This window comes from Xanthomonas sp. NCPPB 1826, assembly GCF_056725285.1.
Genome location: NZ_CM161521.1, coordinates 4,633,299 through 4,651,458, shown reverse-complemented (window position 1 = coordinate 4,651,458; position 18,160 = coordinate 4,633,299). Strand labels below are relative to the sequence as shown.

At 65.7% G+C, this 18,160-nt stretch carries 16 protein-coding genes and 1 tRNA gene; 15 read left to right on the top strand and 2 right to left on the bottom strand.

Translation table 11 applies throughout. The annotated features are described in order from the left end of the window. Nucleotides 1-91 precede the first annotated feature (91 nt). From dinG to AC1PLA_RS19535, 11 genes are all read left to right on the top strand, one after another. Nucleotides 92-2,224 (top strand): ATP-dependent DNA helicase DinG, encoded by a 2,133-nt coding sequence (dinG, locus tag AC1PLA_RS19585; RefSeq protein ID WP_481105183.1) that lies wholly within the window; start codon nucleotides 92-94, stop codon nucleotides 2,222-2,224. Between the two features lie 276 nt (nucleotides 2,225-2,500). After that, nucleotides 2,501-3,010, top strand: a complete 510-nt coding sequence (locus tag AC1PLA_RS19580; RefSeq protein WP_481106233.1) for a DUF6624 domain-containing protein — start codon at nucleotides 2,501-2,503, stop codon at nucleotides 3,008-3,010. Nucleotides 3,011-3,443: 433 nt separating this feature from the next. Next, complete coding sequence (gene katB, locus AC1PLA_RS19575; protein ID WP_016902786.1) at nucleotides 3,444-4,949, top strand: catalase KatB; 1,506 nt, start codon at nucleotides 3,444-3,446, stop codon at nucleotides 4,947-4,949. A gap of 57 nt (nucleotides 4,950-5,006) precedes the next feature. Next, a complete protein-coding gene (locus tag AC1PLA_RS19570; protein ID WP_039512652.1) occupies nucleotides 5,007-5,582 on the top strand; it encodes an ankyrin repeat domain-containing protein in 576 nt (191 codons plus the stop codon). Between the two features lie 867 nt (nucleotides 5,583-6,449). After that, complete coding sequence (locus AC1PLA_RS19565) at nucleotides 6,450-6,674, top strand: hypothetical protein (protein ID WP_016902784.1); 225 nt, start codon at nucleotides 6,450-6,452, stop codon at nucleotides 6,672-6,674. 452 nt (nucleotides 6,675-7,126) lie between these two features. Continuing rightward, on the top strand, nucleotides 7,127-8,131 hold the full coding sequence (gene dusA, locus AC1PLA_RS19560; protein WP_481105182.1) for a tRNA dihydrouridine(20/20a) synthase DusA: 1,005 nt from the start codon (nucleotides 7,127-7,129) through the stop codon (nucleotides 8,129-8,131). A gap of 251 nt (nucleotides 8,132-8,382) precedes the next feature. Beyond that, nucleotides 8,383-8,772 (top strand): hypothetical protein, encoded by a 390-nt coding sequence (locus AC1PLA_RS19555; RefSeq protein WP_172641750.1) that lies wholly within the window; start codon nucleotides 8,383-8,385, stop codon nucleotides 8,770-8,772. 71 nt (nucleotides 8,773-8,843) lie between these two features. Continuing rightward, the gene (locus AC1PLA_RS19550) at nucleotides 8,844-9,527 is read left to right on the top strand and encodes a response regulator transcription factor (RefSeq protein ID WP_002808458.1); all 684 of its coding nucleotides are present in this window, start codon (nucleotides 8,844-8,846) and stop codon (nucleotides 9,525-9,527) included. 74 nt (nucleotides 9,528-9,601) lie between these two features. Then, nucleotides 9,602-10,972, top strand: coding sequence for an ATP-binding protein (locus tag AC1PLA_RS19545; protein WP_024939071.1), 1,371 nt, complete (start codon nucleotides 9,602-9,604; stop codon nucleotides 10,970-10,972). A gap of 231 nt (nucleotides 10,973-11,203) precedes the next feature. Continuing rightward, nucleotides 11,204-12,685, top strand: coding sequence for a DUF1800 domain-containing protein (locus AC1PLA_RS19540; protein ID WP_481105181.1), 1,482 nt, complete (start codon nucleotides 11,204-11,206; stop codon nucleotides 12,683-12,685). A gap of 84 nt (nucleotides 12,686-12,769) precedes the next feature. Further along, on the top strand, nucleotides 12,770-13,957 hold the full coding sequence (locus AC1PLA_RS19535; protein ID WP_481105180.1) for a DUF1501 domain-containing protein: 1,188 nt from the start codon (nucleotides 12,770-12,772) through the stop codon (nucleotides 13,955-13,957). A 154-nt stretch (nucleotides 13,958-14,111) separates the two neighbouring features. Here AC1PLA_RS19535 and AC1PLA_RS19530 read toward each other — a convergent pair whose 3' ends face one another. Both AC1PLA_RS19530 and AC1PLA_RS19525 read right to left on the bottom strand, forming a co-directional pair. Continuing rightward, on the bottom strand, nucleotides 14,112-14,867 hold the full coding sequence (locus AC1PLA_RS19530) for a M90 family metallopeptidase (protein WP_481105179.1): 756 nt from the start codon (nucleotides 14,865-14,867) through the stop codon (nucleotides 14,112-14,114). Nucleotides 14,868-14,875: 8 nt separating this feature from the next. Beyond that, the gene (locus AC1PLA_RS19525; RefSeq protein ID WP_016902777.1) at nucleotides 14,876-15,190 is read right to left on the bottom strand and encodes a hypothetical protein; all 315 of its coding nucleotides are present in this window, start codon (nucleotides 15,188-15,190) and stop codon (nucleotides 14,876-14,878) included. 40 nt (nucleotides 15,191-15,230) lie between these two features. On the opposite strand from AC1PLA_RS19525, the gene birA reads away from it, so the two are divergent. From birA to AC1PLA_RS19505, 4 genes are all read left to right on the top strand, one after another. Continuing rightward, nucleotides 15,231-16,244: a bifunctional biotin--[acetyl-CoA-carboxylase] ligase/biotin operon repressor BirA gene (birA, locus tag AC1PLA_RS19520; protein WP_481105178.1), complete on the top strand. Its 1,014-nt coding sequence runs from the start codon at nucleotides 15,231-15,233 to the stop codon at nucleotides 16,242-16,244. After that, on the top strand, nucleotides 16,241-16,969 hold the full coding sequence (locus AC1PLA_RS19515; RefSeq protein WP_039521061.1) for a type III pantothenate kinase: 729 nt from the start codon (nucleotides 16,241-16,243) through the stop codon (nucleotides 16,967-16,969). Before birA ends, AC1PLA_RS19515 begins: the two co-directional genes overlap by 4 nt. Before the next feature lie 153 nt (nucleotides 16,970-17,122). Further along, nucleotides 17,123-18,010, top strand: coding sequence for an SPOR domain-containing protein (locus AC1PLA_RS19510; RefSeq protein ID WP_481105177.1), 888 nt, complete (start codon nucleotides 17,123-17,125; stop codon nucleotides 18,008-18,010). 32 nt (nucleotides 18,011-18,042) lie between these two features. Further along, nucleotides 18,043-18,118 (top strand) — tRNA-Thr (locus AC1PLA_RS19505). Nucleotides 18,119-18,160: the final 42 nt, after the last annotated feature.

The following is an 18,160-nucleotide window of genomic DNA, read 5'->3' as shown; positions in this document are numbered from 1 at the left end:
TGGCGGTGGCGCCGCCCCGCGCCAGCAAACACGTTCAGCCGAGTGCCACGCCGGTCGCAGGCGCTGCGCCGGTCCGTGCGAAAATAGCGCGATGAATGAAGTCGCCCCACCGGCCGCGCCGTCGGCGCCGGTTCCCACCCAGCGTGTTCTGACCGACCCGATCAAGGCCGGCATCCGCGAGGCCTACGCCAAGCTGCAGGCCAACACGCCCGGCTTTGCCACACGGCGGGCGCAGAGCCAGATGATCGGCCTGGTCTCGCGCGCGCTGGCCACCTCCGGCGGCATCGGCATTGCCGAGGCGCCCACCGGCGTCGGCAAGAGCCTGGGCTATCTCACTGCCGGCGTGCCGATCGCCCTGGCCACCAAGAAGAAGCTGGTGATCAGCACCGGCACCGTGGCGCTGCAGTCGCAGTTGGTGGAGCGCGACATCCCGGCCTTCCTCAAGGCCACCGGGCTGGAAGCCACGGTCGCGCTGGCCAAGGGCCGCACCCGCTACCTGTGCACGCGCAATGCCGCTGAGCTGCAGGGCGAGACCAGCCAGGAAGGCATGTTCGACGACGAGCAGGTGCTCTACGACCGCCCGCTCAGCCCGGCCGACGCGGACCTGGCCAAGCGCCTGGCCACGGCCTACGCCGAGCGCAGCTGGAACGGCGATCTGGACGATGCGCCCGAGCAGGTCTCGGTGCCGCTGCGGCTGCGCATCACCACGCCGGCCTCCGGCTGTGCCGGCCGCCGCTGCAGCTACGCCGCGCAATGCCCGGTGCTGAAGGCGCGCACCGACGTGCGCGAAGCGCAGATCGTGGTCACCAACCATGCATTGCTGCTGTCGTCGCTGTCGCTGGGCGATGCCGAGAATGGCCAGCCCTTGATCGCCCCGCCCGCCGACATGCTGCTGGTGCTCGACGAAGGCCATCACATCGCCGGCGTGGCGATCGACCAGGGCGCGGCCAACCTGCCATTGGACGAGATGGCCAAGCGCACCGGCCGGTTGCAGATCCTCATCGCTGCCGCCTACCGCGCGGTGGACAAGGACAAGATCGGCAACCTGCTGCCCAACGAGGCCATCGAGGTGGCCGCGCGCGTGTCCAAGCTGCTCAAGGCCTTCCACGCCGAGGTCGAACGCGTGTGGAAGCCCGAGCCCGGCGAGCGCGATCCCTTGTGGCGTGCGCCCAACGGCAAGCTGCCGCCGCAATGGGCCCCGGCGATCGAAGAGCTCGGCGAAGAAACCCGCGCGTTGTTCAACTGGGTACATGCCGCGCACAGCGCGATTGCCAAGGGCAAGCAGGACGATTCGGCGCGCGAACGCCTGCAGCGCAGCCTCGGCCTGGCCCTGGAGATGGCCGAGCAGCAACACAATTTGTGGAGTGGCTGGCGGCGCGAAGACAAGGAAGGCCAGCCGCCGATGGCGCGCTGGATCACCCTCTCGCGCGACGGCGATCTGATCTGCCATTGCTCGCCGGTGTCGGCCGCGCAGGTGCTGCGCACGATGATCTGGAACGAGGTGGATTCGGTGGTGATGACCTCGGCCACCTTGACCGGCGGCGGCGATTTCCAATCGTTCGCCATCGACAACGGCCTGCCCGATCACGCCGAGATGGCCTCGCTGGCCTCACCGTTCGACCTGCCCAATCAGGCCGAATTGATCGTGCCCAATTTCCCGGTCACTCCCGACGATCGCGAAGGCCACCCGAAGGAAGTTGCGCGTTACCTGGTGCGCGAACTCGACTGGACCGCCAAGGGCAGCATCGTGCTGTTCACCTCGCGCTGGAAGATGGAAAAGGTCGCCGACCTGATGCCGCTGGCGCAGCGCAACCGCGTATTGGTGCAGGGCGAGGGCAACAAGTCGCAGCTGATCACCGAACACCTGCGCCGTATCGCCGCCGGCGAAGGCTCGGTGCTGTTTGGCCTGAATTCCTTCGGCGAAGGCCTGGATCTGCCAGGCGATGCCTGCACCACGGTGGTCATCACCCAGGTGCCGTTCGCGGTGCCGACCGACCCGCAGACCTCGACCCTGAGCGAATGGCTGGAAAGTCGCGGCCACAACGCCTTCAACCTGATCGCCATCCCGCACGCGCTGCGCACGCTCACACAGTTCGCAGGCCGCTTGATCCGCAGTTCCAGCGACCACGGCCGCGTGATCATCCTCGACTCGCGCCTGCTGACACGTCGCTACGGCAAACGCATCATCGACGCGTTGCCGCCATTCAAGCGGGTGATTGGATAGCGGCGCCAGTCCCGTCGAGAGGATGAAATGCCCGTCTCGCAGAGTGCCGGTGTCACGCGTTTGCGGTGCATGACCGCGCCCGTCAATGCGCGTGGCATGTCGATGGCAGCTGTATCTTTCCCTGCCGTGCTTTATCGACGCGATGTCGTGACCTTCCCAGATTCGGGAGGATTGCGGATGAAGACAGTGATGCTCGGTGTACTGCTATGGCAGCTGACGACTGCGGGATGGGCGATTGCAGGAGCCGATCGCACTCTGCAGCAAGGTCTTCCAGGCATGAACGCCTCTTGCCGCGAACAGCTGCTGGCACTGGCCGATGCAGATCAGAAGATCCGCGAGCAGATTCGTGGTGCCTTCACGGCGCAACAGCTACAGGCCAACCAAGGCGCAGCGAAAGACATGGCAATGCGTCTGGTTGCGTCGCAACGGGAAAACCAGGCTGCGCTGTCTGCATTGATCGAGAAATTCGGCTTCCCCGATGTCGTGTCGGTTGGCGAAGACGGGGCGCACGCTGGTTTCCTGGTCGCGCAGCACTCCACTGACCGCACGTTTCGCGATGGCTTCCTGAAGAGCATCGAGGTTGCAGTGGCGCGCGGGTCTTACAGCACCGCGGACATGGCATTGTTCGTGGATCGTAATCTGATCATGTCGGGCAAGCCGCAGCGCTACGGTACCCAGCGTAAGGCGGACGGCAGCCTGTTCGAGCTGGAGGATCCTGCGCGGCTGGCACGCAGACGGGCAGACGTCGGTTTGCCTGTCGAACAGGGCGGTTCTGGTGGTCTTTGAACCGTGAGCGATCCAGGTGTGAGGCGATGACTACTGTTTAACGCATGGGTCGCGCGTGCATGCCTGCATAAAGAAGACGTTGCAAGGTGTGGTGCCTTGGTTTCCACCAGGCGATGACACCCGGCCCTGTGCGTATTTTTCACCGCATGCTGTCGCTGGTTCCTGAGTGTGCCGATCTTCTGCACTGCAGTATTCCTGCAGTCGCCAACGCGCTGCATGCCTCGCTGTGAATCAGCTTGGTCACCGCATCCGCGGCATAAGCGGCATGATCTTCAACGTGTCGCCGCTTTGTAACGCGATGCATATCACGCTCTGTAGTCATCATCATGTTCGCCTATCGCAGCGATCATAACTAACGACTTCTCACGCTTCGGTCCGCTGGCCATGATTCAGCTCCCTCAAACGAGCTGACGCCATGCGCCCTGGATCCCTCATGGTGCTAGCCCTGCTAGCCCCGACGCTGATCGCCCCGCCGGTCTTCGCCCAATCCGTCCTGACCCGCGACAACGGCGCCAAGGTCGGTGACAACCAGAATTCGCAGACCGCCGGAGCCAATGGCCCGACCCTGCTGCAGGATGTGCAGCTGATCCAGAAGCTGCAGCGTTTCGATCGCGAGCGCATCCCCGAGCGCGTGGTGCATGCACGCGGCACCGGCGTCAAAGGCGAGTTCACCGCCACCGCCGATCTGTCCAGCCTGACCAAGGCCAAGGTGTTCAGCGCCGGCGAAAAGACCCCGGTGTTCGTGCGCTTTTCCTCGGTGGTGCACGGCAACCACTCGCCGGAAACCTTGCGCGACCCGCACGGCTTCGCCACCAAGTTCTACACCAGCGAAGGCAACTGGGATCTGGTCGGCAATAACTTCCCGACCTTCTTCATCCGCGATGCGATCAAGTTCCCCGACATGGTCCACGCGTTCAAGCCGGACCCGCGCACCAACCTGGACGACGATTCGCGCCGCTTCGATTTCTTCTCGCACGTGCCCGAAGGCACCCGCACGCTGACCCTGCTGTACTCCAACGAAGGCACCCCGGCCGGCTATCGCTTCATGGATGGCAACGGCGTGCATGCCTACAAGCTGGTCAATGCGCAGGGCGAAGTGCATTACGTCAAGTTCCACTGGAAGACGCTGCAGGGCATCAAGAACCTCGATCCCAAGCAGGTTGCCGCCGTCCAGGCCAAGGACTATAGCCACCTGACCAACGATCTGGTCGGTGCGATCAAGAAGGGCGACTTCCCGAAGTGGGACCTGTACGTACAGGTGCTCAAGCCGGAAGATCTGGCCAAGTTCGATTTCGATCCGCTGGATGCCACCAAGATCTGGCCGGACGTGCCGGAGCAGAAGGTAGGCCAGATGGTATTGAACAAGAACGTCGACAACTTCTTCCAGGAAACCGAGCAGGTCGCGATGGCGCCGGCCAACCTGGTGCCGGGCATCGAGCCGTCGGAAGACCGTCTGCTGCAGGGGCGCATCTTTTCCTACGCCGACACCCAGCTGTATCGCATCGGTGCCAATGGCCTGAACCTGCCGGTCAACCGTCCGCGTGTGGCCGTCAACAACGGCAACCAGGATGGCGAAGGCAATAACGGCCACACCACCAGCGGCGTGAACTACGAGCCAAGCCGGCTGGAGCCGCGTCCGCAGGACACCGCTGCGCGTTACAGCGCGTTGCCGCTGTCGGGCACTACCCAGCAGGCCAAGATCACCCGCGAGCAGAACTTCAAGCAGGCCGGTGAGCTCTATCGGTCCTACAGCAAGAAGGATCGCGCCGATCTGGTGCAGAGTTTCGGTGAGTCGCTGGCCACCACCGACACCGAGAGCAAGCATCTCCTGCTGTCGTTCCTGTACAAGGCCGACCCCGAGTACGGCACTGGCGTGACGCGTGTCGCCAAGGGCGACCTGGCCCGGGTCAAGCAGCTGGCCTCCAGCCTGCAGGACTGATCCACCCACGGCATCGCGGCCTGTGCCGCGGTGCCGTTTCGCTATCGGGAGAGCCATATGCGCACCCTGTTGTTTCTGATGCTTGGCACCCTGTCTGCGGCTGCCAATGCAGCCTCGCCCGCGCCGATGTCCACCAACGCCACCACTGCCGCCGCCGACCCGGCGCAGATCAAGCTGCAGTTGCGCGAGTACTTCTTCGACGCGGCACGCGAAGGGCGGCAGGACATGCTGGCCGAGTTCATCCGCTCGCACTACGACCTCAATACCCGTGACGAGAAGGGCTACACCGCCCTGATCCTGGCGGCCTATCACGGCCAGCGCCCGGCAGTGGAGCAACTGCTCAGCGCCGGTGCCGACCCCTGCGCGCAGGACAAGCGCGGCAACACTGCGCTGATGGGCGCGATCTTCAAGGGCGAGCTGGGCATCGCCAAGCGGCTGATGCAGGCCGACTGCGCGCCGGACCAGCGCAACAACGCTGGCCAGACCGCAGCGATGTACGCAGCGCTGTTCCAGCGCACCGACGTGCTCAAGGATCTGGCCGCCAAGGGCGCGGACCTCAGCCTCAAGGACGGGCAGGGCAACGATGTGACCAAGCTGCAACGCGGCGAGTTTGCGACGTCCCCGGCGCGCTGAGAGCGGCACTCATGCATGGCGAGCCTGGCATGCGTGACGCCTGGCGTCAGCAAGCTCGCATAGGCGCCATGCGGCCGATACCGGTGCTAGTCCGGCTACCGATGCCGGCGAGAGCCATCGGTGATGCTTGCTGCAGCGTGCTGCACTGTTATCCACCGGCCAGCCGTCTGTAGGCCCCATCCGGGCGGGTTGCACGCCTCGCGCTCTGCCATCTTCGACGCGCTGTACGTGGTTGCGACGCCAGCTCCGTCACAGTGACCGTTGGTGGTGAGTCGCTGATCGCCATCGCCTGAGTCCTGCAGCTCGATACCCGGAGCCTCGGCGGCCTCGCTCGCAGCATCCCATCGCGTGCGCTGACGCCACTGGTGCGTACTGGCGAAGCCCGCTCAGCTATGCCCACCGACGTGGTTCGGGGGTCAGCCGTTGCGCACCGAGCGCACCTCTTAGATCGGCCGGTCGCGCGTCGACTTACTCAATCTGCCTTCAGCACATCCCGAGAAGCGCAGCCATCGCCCCGCCAGGTTCGGAGGTCAACCATCGTGCACCGAGCGCAGTGAATCGTCGCTCCCGGATCGGCTAGTGGCTCGCCGACCTGCTCAATTTGCCTCCACGACCCGCAGAAAAGTGCAGCCATCGCCCCGCCGGTTTTCTGCCGCAGGCGCGTTGGATCTCTGGCGGTGGTGGTGATTTTTCCACCACTACGTCAGGAGTCTCCTGACGTTGAAACCTTTGTGCGCCAAGGGTTTGACATAAGTCTGAGCGCGCGCTGACTTGCTTAAAATTTGTTTGGAAAAACTGCAAAAAACAGTTCAAGAAAGCGCTGCGAACGCCGATGCTTCCGCTATCGCACACTGGAACCCTCGGACCATGAAGCTCGATCCCTCCATCCCTTTCCTGATGTCCCTGCTGGCGATGGTGCTGTGCACCGCCACCGCCGTGGTCGCGCTGGTGTTCGGTCAGGTACACGTGCTGGCCACGTCGTGGAGCTTCTACACCGTGCTGGGCACCGCCCTGATCACCCTGGTCGCCTCGTACCATGCCCTCGGCAAGCCGCTGAGCGCCGAAGAGCGTGTGGGCTTCCGCAACCCGTAACTGCAGATCCTGTCCAGGCGCAGTGCACGACGCCAGCACTGGACGACACAAGCTCCGCTCGTCATTGGCGATGCACCGCGTTCGCTCGACATGGGCGAACGCCCAGGCACTGCGCATCCCGCAGCGATGCCGCCCGATAACGCGCGCACCTGGCGAGCGAAGGCAACGACCGCAGCGCCACCGCGATTTCTCGTCTCTTCCGATGGCAGAGATAGCCGCGATGCTGGACGCCGAGGCGCGCCACCAGCGGGTTCCGTCAACGCGCGGTATGCCGAAATTCGCCAGCCCGTACGGGTCGATCACATGGCGCAGTAAACCGGCGATCAATCAGAGGGCTCTGGCAGGTCAGTCTTGCAGAAGGCCATGCCACGCTGCGGCAGATTCATCGACACCCGTGTAAGCTTTTGATCCTGCTCCGCATTCCGATGGCTGCCCGCTGCGGCCACATGTCGATGACCGCTTCCGCCGATCGCTACGCCGCCTCCCTGCGCCTATCCGTCGCCCCGATGATGGATTGGACCGACCGCCATTGCCGGGTCTTCCATCGCCTGCTGGCACCCTCGGCACGTCTGTACACCGAGATGGTGCACGCCAATGCGGTGATCCATGGCGATCGCACGCGGCTGATCGGCTTCGATCCGGTCGAACACCCGCTGGCGCTGCAACTGGGCGGTAGCGAGCCAGCACTGCTTGCGCAGGCCGCGGCGATCGCGCAGGAGTGGGGTTACGACGAGATCAACCTCAATTGCGGCTGCCCGTCCGATCGCGTGCAGGCCGGGCGCTTCGGTGCCTGCCTGATGCGCGAGCCGGGCCTGGTGGCCGACTGTGTTGCTGCCATGTGTGCGGCGACCACGCTGCCGATCACGGTCAAATGCCGCCTCGGCGTGGACGACGATGACGACTATGCCGTGTTCGCCAGCTTCGTCGATCAGGTGGTCGCAGCCGGTGCCGCCATGGTGGTGGTGCATGCCCGCAACGCGTGGCTCAAGGGCCTGTCGCCCAAGGAAAACCGCGAAGTGCCGCCGCTGCGTTACGACTGGGCGTATCGCCTCAAGCAGGAGCGCCCCGCGCTGCCGGTGGTGCTCAATGGCGGCATTGCGGCGGTGGAGACCGCAATGGAGCATCTGCACCAGACCGACGGCGTCATGCTCGGCCGCGCCGCCTACCACGACCCCTACGTACTGCATCGCCTGGATGCGGCCCTGACGCATCGTGCGGAACAGCCGCGCGAGCACTTGCTGCGCGCCTTGCGGCCCTACGTCGAGTCCCAACTGGAGCAAGGCCTGGCCTTGAAACACATGACCCGGCACGTGTTGGGGCTGTTCCATGGCCAGCCGGGCGGACGCGCGTTCCGTCAGGTCCTGAGCGAGGGCGCACACCGGCCCGGTGCCGGCTGGGAGCTGGTCGAGCAGGCCTTGCAGCGCACCGACACCCAGGGCTGGCGCGTGGTGGCCTGAACTGGCCTGCGGCTTGCATTACCTGAACCGGCATCTCCGGCGTCTGCATCGGACGAGGTATTTAACTGTCGAGCGCGACTGCGGGATCCCTGAATCAGTGGCCTTCCAGGTGCCTCATGGATTCATTTCACTGAACAGCGTTAACACAAAGCTAAAAAGTTCAGATGGGATTCACCCCGAAAAATCAAGAATTTGGCTCTATTCTCGGGCTCGACCATGCTGTCACCGGTGGCCGGTTTCACGAATTTTGAATGTTCCTGAACAACCCGCTAGGATTCATTGTGACCCAGCCGTCCTGCCGCGCTCGCTATATCGTCCTGGTCGCCCTCGGGCTAGCCATGGCAGCGCCGTCGGCGTGGGGTCAGGGATATCCGATGTCACATGCGGGACGCGATCCATTACCGCCCTCCGCGCGCGGCAACGGTCGCACGCTCTCGGACACCATCCGGCAGGTGCAGCGGTCCACCGGTGGACAGATCCTCAGCGCCGAACGCGTGCCGTTCGACGGGGGCAATCTCAACCGCGTCAAGTACATGAAGGACGGCCGCGTGCACACCGTGTACGAGTCGGAGCAGATGCAGGCCGCGCCGCCGCGCAGCCAGGCGCCGCCGGATGCGCCACCACGCGACGATAACCACTAAACGTAGATAGTTCTGCGTTCAGTCTTATAAATTCCCCGGCCATTGGCCGACAACGTAACTAGGGAGAGTGCATGCGTATCCTTTTGGTCGAAGACGAAGCTCCGCTGCGCGAGACCCTTGCCGCGCGCCTGAAGCGTGAGGGCTTTGCTGTCGACGCTGCACAAGACGGCGAAGAAGGCCTGTACATGGGCCGCGAAGTCCCGTTCGACGTCGGCATCATCGACCTCGGCCTGCCCAAGATGTCGGGCATGGAGCTGATCAAGGCGCTGCGCGACGAAGGCAAGAAATTCCCGGTGCTGATCCTGACCGCGCGTTCGAGCTGGCAGGACAAGGTCGAAGGCCTCAAGCAGGGCGCTGACGATTACCTGGTCAAGCCGTTCCATGTCGAAGAGCTGCTGGCGCGCGTCAATGCGCTGCTGCGGCGCGCGGCGGGCTGGAGCAAGCCGACGCTGGAATGCGGCCCGGTTGCCCTGGATCTGGCAGCGCAGACGGTCAGCGTCAATGGCGCCAACGTGGACCTGACCAGTTACGAGTACAAGGTGCTGGAGTACTTGATGATGCATGCCGGCGAACTGGTCTCCAAGGCCGATCTGACCGAGCACATCTACCAGCAGGATTTCGATCGCGATTCGAACGTGCTGGAAGTGTTCATCGGCCGCCTGCGCAAGAAGCTCGATCCCGATGGTGAGCTCAAGCCGATCGAGACCGTACGCGGTCGCGGCTATCGTTTCGCCATTCCGCGTACCGAAGGCTGAGTCCGCGCATCGGCAAACAGGAAGATCAGGTGCCGGGCCGCTCCAAGTGGTATAGACGCTGGCGGCCGCGCTCCCTGCAGGCCCGCCAGCTGCTGGCCGCCAGCCTCAGTCTGGTGGCCTTCCTGGCGCTGGCGGGTTACGCGCTGGATGTGGCGTTCGCCGATACCGCCGAAAAGAACCTGCGCGAGCGGCTGAAGAACTACGCCTCTGCGTACGCCGCCAATATCGATTTCGTCCGCGACGGCTCGTTGTACATCGGCGGCCAGCCGCCGGATCCGCGTTTCGATGTGCCCGGCGGCGGGCTCTATGTGGAAGTCGTGCGTCCGGACGAAAGCTGGACCTCGATGTCGGCCGAAGGCCCGAACATTCCGCACGGGCGCATGCTCGAGCCGCGCCAGGAAGAATTCATCGGCCCGCTGGAGATGACCCAAATCGACGGCAGCGTGGGCCAGTTGTACCGCTACGGCCTGGGCGTGAGTTACGTCGAGCGCGAACACGGCGGCGAGATCCCCTACACCATCTACGTGATGGAAGATGCGCGCTCGATGGGCGCGCAGCTGCGCGTGTTCCGTGGCGCGGTGTGGTTCTACCTCGGCAGTGCCGGTGTGGTGCTGCTGGTGCTGCAGGCCTTCATCCTGCAGTGGAGCCTGCGGCCGCTGCGGCGGGTCATCAACGAGTTGACCAAGGTGCAGCGCGGCGAGATCCAGCGCATGAGCGAGCAGCATCCGCGCGAACTGGAGCCGCTGACCGAAAGCATCAACGCCTTCATCGAGAGCGAGCGCGACAATCTGGACCGCCAGCGCAACACGCTGGCCGATCTTGCACACAGCCTCAAGACGCCGATCGCGGTGTTGCGCACCCAGCTCGATAGCGGCCAGTCCGAGCGCGACCTGCACGAGGAAATGGATGTGCAGTTGCGCCGCATGAACGATCTGGTGTCCTACCAGCTCGCACGCGCGGCCTCCAGCGGGCACAAGCTGTTTGCCGCACCGCTGCCGATCGAGTCGACCGCCGAGGAGATCGTGCGCGGGCTGGAGAAGGTCTATTCGGTCAAGGGTGTGTTGTGCGAGTTCGATATTTCGCCCGACGCGCGCTTTCATGGCGAGCCGGGCGATCTGCAGGAACTGCTGGGCAACCTGTTGGAAAACGGCTTCAAGTGGGCGCGCAGCCGCGTGCTGCTGACCGCGCAGCCCGGCCCCACCACCGGCAGCCGTCGTGCCGGATTGATCCTGTCGGTGGAAGACGACGGCCCCGGCATCGCGCCGGAAGACGTGGCCAAGATCCTGCAGCGTGGCGTACGTGGCGACGAGCGCGTGCAAGGCCACGGCATCGGCATGTCGATCGTGCAGGACCTGATCAAGGCCTACCGCGGCGAGCTGCAGGTGGTGCGCTCGCAGGAACTGGGCGGCGCCCGCTTCGACGTGACCCTGCCACCGGGACTGTGACCGGCATGGGGTGCGGAATGAACCCGTGGTCAACGCTGCAGCGCACTCCGACAACCGTTTAACGCCCCGCGCGTTGGCTTGACCATACTGGGCCCGTTTCAGGCCGTTGCGATGGAGAGCTGCATGTTCGAGCGCAATGCACAAACGCGCTGGCTGAGCGCACGTCCAGCAGGCGCGCCCCGCCATCACCGATGGCAGCTGGCATGGCTGTTGGCGGGCTGCGCTTTGGCGATGTCGTGCAGTGCTGCCAATTCAGCACTGACGCCGGCGCAGACGCGCTGGCTGCAGCGTGCGACCTACGGCGTGGATGCCGACAGCGCAGCGCAACTGCAGCGGCTCGGCCCCAAGCGCTACGGCAGGTCGCTGTTGCAGGCCAGCGACGATGCGGCGTTGCCAGCGCCGATCCGTGCACAGCTGCAGCACTTCGATGCGCTGCACACGCCGTTGCTGACCTTGCTCACGCAGTACGAGGCCGACAAGATCCACCTGCAAGACATGCCCGATGGCGAGGAAAAGACCGCCTTGCGCAAGGCATGGCAAGCGCGTGGTGGACAGATGCTGACCCAGGCGCGTCAGGCGCAGCTGTTGCGTGCGGTATATGCGCCGGAGCAGACGCGCGAGCAGCTGGTGTGGTTCTGGCTCAATCATTTCAGCGTGTACGCCGATAAGGGGCGGGTGAAATGGATGGCGGCCGATTACATGGAAAACGCGATCCGCCCGCATGCCACCGGCAAGTTCGCCGACCTGGTGATGGCGACGCTGGAAAGTCCGGCGATGCTGGAATATCTGGACAACGCCAAGAACGCCAAGGGCAAGGTCAACGAAAATTACGCGCGCGAACTGATGGAACTGCACACGCTGGGCGTGCATGGCGGTTACAGCCAGCAGGATGTGCAGCAACTGGCGCTGATACTCACCGGTGCCGGCCTGGTGCCGGTCAAGGCGGAGGGCGCTGCGCCCTTGCCGACTGCCGTGCCGGGGCAGCCGCAGGTGGTGCGCAAGGGACTGTTCGAATTCAATCCTGCGCGCCATCAACCCGGTGACAAGACCTTGCTGGGCCAGCGCATCGCCGCGGGCGGCCTGGATGAGATCGAGCGCGCGGTGCAGCTGTTGGTGCGGCAGCCGGCATGCGCACATTTCATTTCGCAGCGTTTGGCCGAGTACTTTGTCAGCGACAAGCCGCCGGCCGCGCTGGTCGAGCGCATGGCGAACACGTTTCAACGCAGCGATGGCGATATTGCCAAGGTGATGCAGGCCATGCTGGACGCGCCGGAATTTGCGCAGGCGCAACCGCGCAAGTTCAAGGATCCGAATCGGTTCGTGGTTTCGGCCATGCGGCTGGCGTACGAGGGCCAGCCGGTGGTCAATGCCGCGCCGATGGCGAGCTGGCTGCAGCAACTCGGCGAGCCGCTGTTCGGGCGCATCACCCCCGATGGCTGGTCGCTGCAATCGCAGGCGTGGACCAGCTCCGGGCAACTGGCGCGACGCTTCGAGGTGGCACGTTCGCTGGGCAGCGGGCCCAAGCAATTGTTCCGCTTGGATGGCGATAACGACACGCCACTGCCGGCGCTGACGCAGATCGACACGCGTCCATCGTATCGCTGGGTGGCACCGTCACTTTCCAGCGGCGCGCGCGATGCCCTGGGGCAGGCGCGTTCGCCTGCGGAATGGAATGGATTCCTGCTGTCATCGCCGGACTTCAACTATCGCTGATTCGAGGCTCGCCGATTCGACGGTTGCCGATTCAAACCTGCTGTTTCAACGTTCGACCAGCGATCACCGCCACAGGAGCGCGCCATGCAACGACGTCAATTTCTGCTTGCCTCTGCAGCGGCGGCAAGTCTGCCCTGGAGCGGTCGCCTGTTTGCTGCGCCACGCGACAGCGCGCGCATGCTGGTGGTGTTTCTGCGCGGCGGCTACGACAGCAATAATCTGCTGGTACCGCATGCCAGCGATTTTTATTATCAGGCGCGTCCCACCCTGGCGATCGCGCGGCCGGATGCGGCCAACCCGAACAGTGCCGTTGCGCTGGATACGCAATGGGGTCTCAACCCGGTGATGCGCGATGCGCTGCTGCCGCTGTGGCAACGCCGGCAACTGGCGTTCGTGCCGTTTGCCGGTACCGACGATCTGTCGCGCAGTCACTTCGAAACCCAGGACGATATCGAATCCGGGCAGGCCGGCCGGCAGCGCCGCGATTATCGTTCCGGCTTCATGGCGCGCCTGTCGGGTGTGCTCAGCGGAGTGCCGGCGATTGCCTTCACCGATTCCTTGCCGCTGACCTTCCAGGGCGGCGGGGATTTGCCCAATGTGTCGTTGCGGGGCATCGGCAAGGGCGGTCTGGATGCGCGTCAGGCACAGATCCTGTCGCAAATGTACGACGCAACCCCGCTGGCGGCGGCTGCGCGCGAGGGACTGGCACTGCGTCAGCAGGTCACCGCGCAGCTGCGCGAAGAGATGGAGCTGGCCGGTCGCGGCGCCGCCAGTGCGCGCACCTTCGCCGACGAAACCCGGCGCATGGCAAGCCTGATGCGCGAGCGTTATCGGCTGGGCTTTGTCGATGTCGGTGGTTGGGACACGCACGCCAATCAGGGCAGTGTCGAAGGTGGCCTGGCGAACAATCTGCGCAATCTGGGCGAAGGGCTGGCGGCGTACGCCGACGCCCTGGGACCGGCATGGAAGGACACCGTGGTGGTGGTGCTGTCCGAGTTCGGCCGCACCTTCCGCGAGAACGGCAGCAAGGGCACCGATCACGGGCACGGCACCACCTATTGGGTGCTGGGTGGCAGCGTGCGCGGCGGCCGGATCGCCGGCGAGCAGGTAGAAGTTGCGCAGGCGCAGCTGCTGCAGAACCGCGATTATCCGGTGCTCACCAATTACCGCAGCCTGTTCGGCGGTGTATTGAGCCGGTTGTGGGGATTGTCGCCTGCGCAGCTGGAACGGGTGTTTCCCGGAGCCAGGCCGCGCGATCTTGGGTTGGTGTGAATGCCTGGCAATGCGCGAGCGATGTCGATCCGTCCCGCGTGTGGCCGCGTGCGGCATCGCGCATTGGTGTGCTCAGTCGGTTGAACGCCTGCGATTGATGCGCGACAGCATTGCACGACGACAGCCCAACGCATGCAGGCATGTCACCGCACCATCAGCGCTGCGTTGACGACGCAAACGGCGAAGGCCCATAGAAACGCGTCAGCTGTGCAGCGACATCCGGCATGACGCGCGCCAGCAGCTGTGGCGCGGAGAAGTGGTATTCGCTTACGACCGCGAAGAATTCTTCCGGCGCCTCGGCGGCATACGGGTCGATCTCGGTGTCTTCGCCCGCATCGACGCGTTGGCAAAACGTATCGAAGGCGCGCTGGAAATCGCGTGCCCAGGCACGCTGCGCAGCGCGCGGCAGCGGCGGGGTGCCGTCGAGCGCGCCATCGAGTGCATCGAGCTTGTGCGCCATCTCATGCACGATCACGTTGAAGCCGGCCTGCGGGTCGTCCAGGTCGGCCTGTACGTCGGCCCAGCTGACGATCAGCGGGCCTTGTTCCCAGGCCTCGCCAATCAGGGTGTCGTCCCAGGCATGCATCACCCCGGCCGCATCCACATGCGTGCGTTGCACGCGGAATGCGTCCGGGTAGACGATCAGCTGCGACCAGCCACGCCAGCCGGCCGCGCCGATGTTCAGCAGCGGCAGGCAACACATGGCAGCCAGCAGAACGTGATCGTGCGGTTGCAGCTGCAGCCCGTTGAGCGGGGAAATGGTTTTTTGCCGCAGGAACTGCGCGGTCAGGGCACGCAGACGGTGCTGGCGGGGCAGATCGAGCGCAGCGACCCAGGCGCAGCGGCGGCTGACCGGCAGCCATAAGGCATCGGGAATATCGGCCGGCGGCTGGCGCAGCCGGCGCAACAACCACTGGATCAGCGGAACATGCCCGGCAGGAAGCTATGCCAGCGCGGCATCGTGCGCATGCGGGGAAACAGTCCGTCGCCGTCACTGCCACCACCGCCGGTGGCCGGCGCGGGCTTGTGCGCGGGAGCACGTGCCGGGGTTGCCGGCTCGCCGTTGGGGGTTCTGCCGCGTGCCGCCGAGTTGCTGCTGACGCAGCTCTCATGATCGCCATCGGCCAGCTGGTCCGATGCCAGCGCGGCAAGCGGAGCCAACAACAGGAGCAGGCAAACCGTGATTCGGCGCATCGTCCACATCCAGGGCAAGCGGCGTGAGTCGCCGATCATAACGTGCTTTTCACTCCCTCACGCAAGCCAGGCTGGGCGGGTGCGGACGCTTGGCGCATACTTTCGCGGATCGATTTGGGGACTTGCCGTGGATGACCGCGCCTTGCTGGCCAAACTTGCGAGCGGCCGGCTATCCGGCGATGCGTTGGCGCGCGATGCCGGGTTGACCCGTGCGGCGGTGTGGAAGCGGATCCAGAATCTGCGCGCGGCCGGGGTCGAGATCGAAGGGCGGGCCGGGGACGGCTACCGCCTGGCGGCGCCGCTGGACCTGCTGGACGACGCGCGCATTCGTGCGGCGATGGCGGCCGATGCGCTGGCAGGCCTGGCGGCGCTGGAGATCGCCTGGACGCTGGAATCCACCAACACCAGCTTGCTGGCGCGCCCGGCGCCGGATCAGGGCGTGGCGGTGCTGCTGGCCGAGCGGCAGACCGGCGGGCGCGGCCGGCGTGGGCGTCAATGGACCTCGCCACTGGGTGCGCACATTTATCTGTCGGCTTCGCGCCGTTTCAGCGGCGGATTGGGCCAGCTGGCCGGGCTCAGCCTGGCCGTGGGCGTGGCGGTGGCCGAGGCCCTGCGTGCTTGCGGCTTTGCCGATGTCGGGTTGAAGTGGCCCAACGATTTGCTGGCGCGCGAGCGCAAGCTGGGCGGCTTGCTGATCGAAGGCGGCGGCGAAATGGCCGGCAACGCGCGCGCGGTGATCGGGCTGGGTTTGAACGTGCACATGCCGGCGGCGGCGGCCGCTGCGATCGACCAACCGTGGGTGGATCTGGATACGCTGGCCGGCCACGCGGTGTCGCGCGATACCGTGGTGGCCGCAGTGTTGTCGGCGCTGCTGCCGGCGCTGGAGCTGTTCGAGGCGCAGGGGCTGGCCCCGTTCCTGGGCCGCTATGCGGACCTGGACGTCCTGAGCGGCCGCGCGGTGCAGGTTGAGGAAGCCGGCACCCGGCATCACGGCATTGCGCTTGGCCTGGCAGCCGACGGCGCGTTGCGGGTGCAACTGGGCGAGACGGTGCGGCTGTTCCACTCCGGAGAAGTGAGCGTGAGACCTGCATGAGCGAGTGGTTGTTCGACCTGGGAAATTCGCGGTTCAAGTACGCACCGCTGCAGGGCGACCGCGCCGGCGACGTGCAGGCCTGGCCGCACGGTGCCGAGGCGATGGATGCGGCCGCGTTGTCGGCCTTGCCCACCGGGCGCATCGCGCATGTGGCCAGCGTGGCTGCGCCGGCGTTGACGCAGCGCATGCTCGGCTGCCTGCGCGAGCGTTTCGAACAGGTGCGCATCGTGCGGACCGCGGCCGAATGTGCCGGCATCCGCATCGCCTACGCAGACCCGGGCCGCTTTGGGGTCGATCGCTTCCTGGCGCTGCTGGGCGCACGCGGCGACGCACCGGTGCTGGTGGCTGGCGTGGGCACCGCGTTGACCATCGATGTACTCGGCGCCGATGGGCGGCACCACGGCGGCCGCATCGCCGCCTCGCCGACCACCATGCGCGAGGCGCTGCATGCGCGCGCGGTGCAGTTGCCGGCCAGTGGCGGGACCTATGTCGAGCTGGCCGACGACACCGACGACGCGCTGACCTCCGGCTGCGATGGCGCGGCGGTGGCGCTGATCGAGCGCAGCCTGCAGCACGCGCAACGCAGTCTGGGCGTGCCGGTGCGGCTGCTGGTGCACGGGGGCGGCGCGCCGCCGCTGCTGCCGTTGTTGCCCGATGCCAGCTTCCGCGCCGCGCTGGTGCTGGACGGGCTGGCGACCTGGGCGAGGTCTGCGTCGGCGCCTTGAACGGCGAGCCATGCAATTGCGAGGACACGTGGCGGGCGCGGCCGGCAGACGGAATCGGTCGGCAGCGCTCGTACACTGCGCCTACCGCCTGGCGTGGGCAGCAAGCCAACCAGCGCTCGCCGGTTGTGACTGCCCGCGCTTAGAATCCATCGCATGTATGTCCGCGCACTCATCGTCGTCCTGATCGTCCTCAATGCCGGTGTGGCCTTGTGGTGGGCATTGCAGCCGGCACCGGCAGCGGTGACGGCACCGCCGCAGCCGGCCGGTGTGGCGCGCCTGGAAGTGCTGCCGAGCACTGCGGCAGCAGCGCCAGGCGAGGCGAGCGAGGCAGGCATGGTCCCGGCAGCTGCGGGCACCGCACCATCGGATGCACCTGCACCTGCACCTGCACCGACACCGACATCGACATCGACATCGACGGCAGCAGCGGCAGCGTCTTCTTCGACTGCTGCGGCCGCCGCAAAGGTGGTCGCAACGTCGCAGACGTCGGCACAGGTTCCACCACCAACCAAGGTCGCTCCAACACCGAACGAGGTTGCGGCAGCGGCGATCAAACCATCGCCAGCGGTACCTGCTCCCGCCGCTGCGCCGGAGCGCTGCGCCAGCCTGGGGCCGTATGCGGCGCGCGCTGATGCCGATGCCGCGCTGGCACGCCTGCGTGGCCAGGCCACGCGCACCCGCGTGCGCGAGGACAAGGACGCCGGAGTCAGTACGTTCCGGGTGATGCTGCCCAATGTCGGCGATCGTGCGGCGGCGCAGGCCTTGGTCAAGCGCATCGCCGCCGCCGGCATGGGCGACTATTACGTGATTGCCCAGGGTGAGGACAACAGCATCGCGCTGGGGCAGTACCAGAGTCGCGAGCGTGCCGAGCGCCGTCAGGCCAGCCTGGTCGGTGCGGGGTTTCCGGCACAGTTGCTGCCCAGCGGCACCGGGCAATCGCGCTGGTGGATCGATGTGCGCAGCACGGCGGCGATCGGCACATTGCAGGGCACCGCCGGTGCGGCGCGTCAGCGGTCGCTAGATTGCGCCGCGCTGCGCTAGAATGCGCACCGGCGCGCAATGCGCCTGCCTTTGCCGGCATAGCTCAGTTGGTAGAGCAACCGCCTTGTAAGCGGTAGGTCCCCAGTTCGAATCCGGGTGCCGGCACCATGAAGGTTCTCTCGTCCTATCCCGAAATGTCGATGTAGCTCT

Bases quoted from the DNA above. Each gene is read 5' to 3' on its own strand.
- dinG (WP_481105183.1), top strand. From the start codon at position 92: ATGAATGAAGTCGCCCCACCGGCCGCGCCGTCGGCGCCGGTTCCCACC.
- AC1PLA_RS19580 (WP_481106233.1), top strand. From the start codon at position 2,501: ATGAACGCCTCTTGCCGCGAACAGCTGCTGGCACTGGCCGATGCAGAT.
- katB (WP_016902786.1), top strand. From the start codon at position 3,444: ATGGTGCTAGCCCTGCTAGCCCCGACGCTGATCGCCCCGCCGGTCTTC.
- AC1PLA_RS19570 (WP_039512652.1), top strand. From the start codon at position 5,007: ATGCGCACCCTGTTGTTTCTGATGCTTGGCACCCTGTCTGCGGCTGCC.
- AC1PLA_RS19565 (WP_016902784.1), top strand. From the start codon at position 6,450: ATGAAGCTCGATCCCTCCATCCCTTTCCTGATGTCCCTGCTGGCGATG.
- dusA (WP_481105182.1), top strand. From the start codon at position 7,127: ATGACCGCTTCCGCCGATCGCTACGCCGCCTCCCTGCGCCTATCCGTC.
- AC1PLA_RS19555 (WP_172641750.1), top strand. From the start codon at position 8,383: ATGTTCCTGAACAACCCGCTAGGATTCATTGTGACCCAGCCGTCCTGC.
- AC1PLA_RS19550 (WP_002808458.1), top strand. From the start codon at position 8,844: ATGCGTATCCTTTTGGTCGAAGACGAAGCTCCGCTGCGCGAGACCCTT.
- AC1PLA_RS19540 (WP_481105181.1), top strand. From the start codon at position 11,204: ATGTCGTGCAGTGCTGCCAATTCAGCACTGACGCCGGCGCAGACGCGC.
- AC1PLA_RS19535 (WP_481105180.1), top strand. From the start codon at position 12,770: ATGCAACGACGTCAATTTCTGCTTGCCTCTGCAGCGGCGGCAAGTCTG.
- AC1PLA_RS19525 (WP_016902777.1), bottom strand. From the start codon at position 15,190: ATGATCGGCGACTCACGCCGCTTGCCCTGGATGTGGACGATGCGCCGA.
- AC1PLA_RS19515 (WP_039521061.1), top strand. From the start codon at position 16,241: ATGAGCGAGTGGTTGTTCGACCTGGGAAATTCGCGGTTCAAGTACGCA.
- AC1PLA_RS19510 (WP_481105177.1), top strand. From the start codon at position 17,123: ATGTATGTCCGCGCACTCATCGTCGTCCTGATCGTCCTCAATGCCGGT.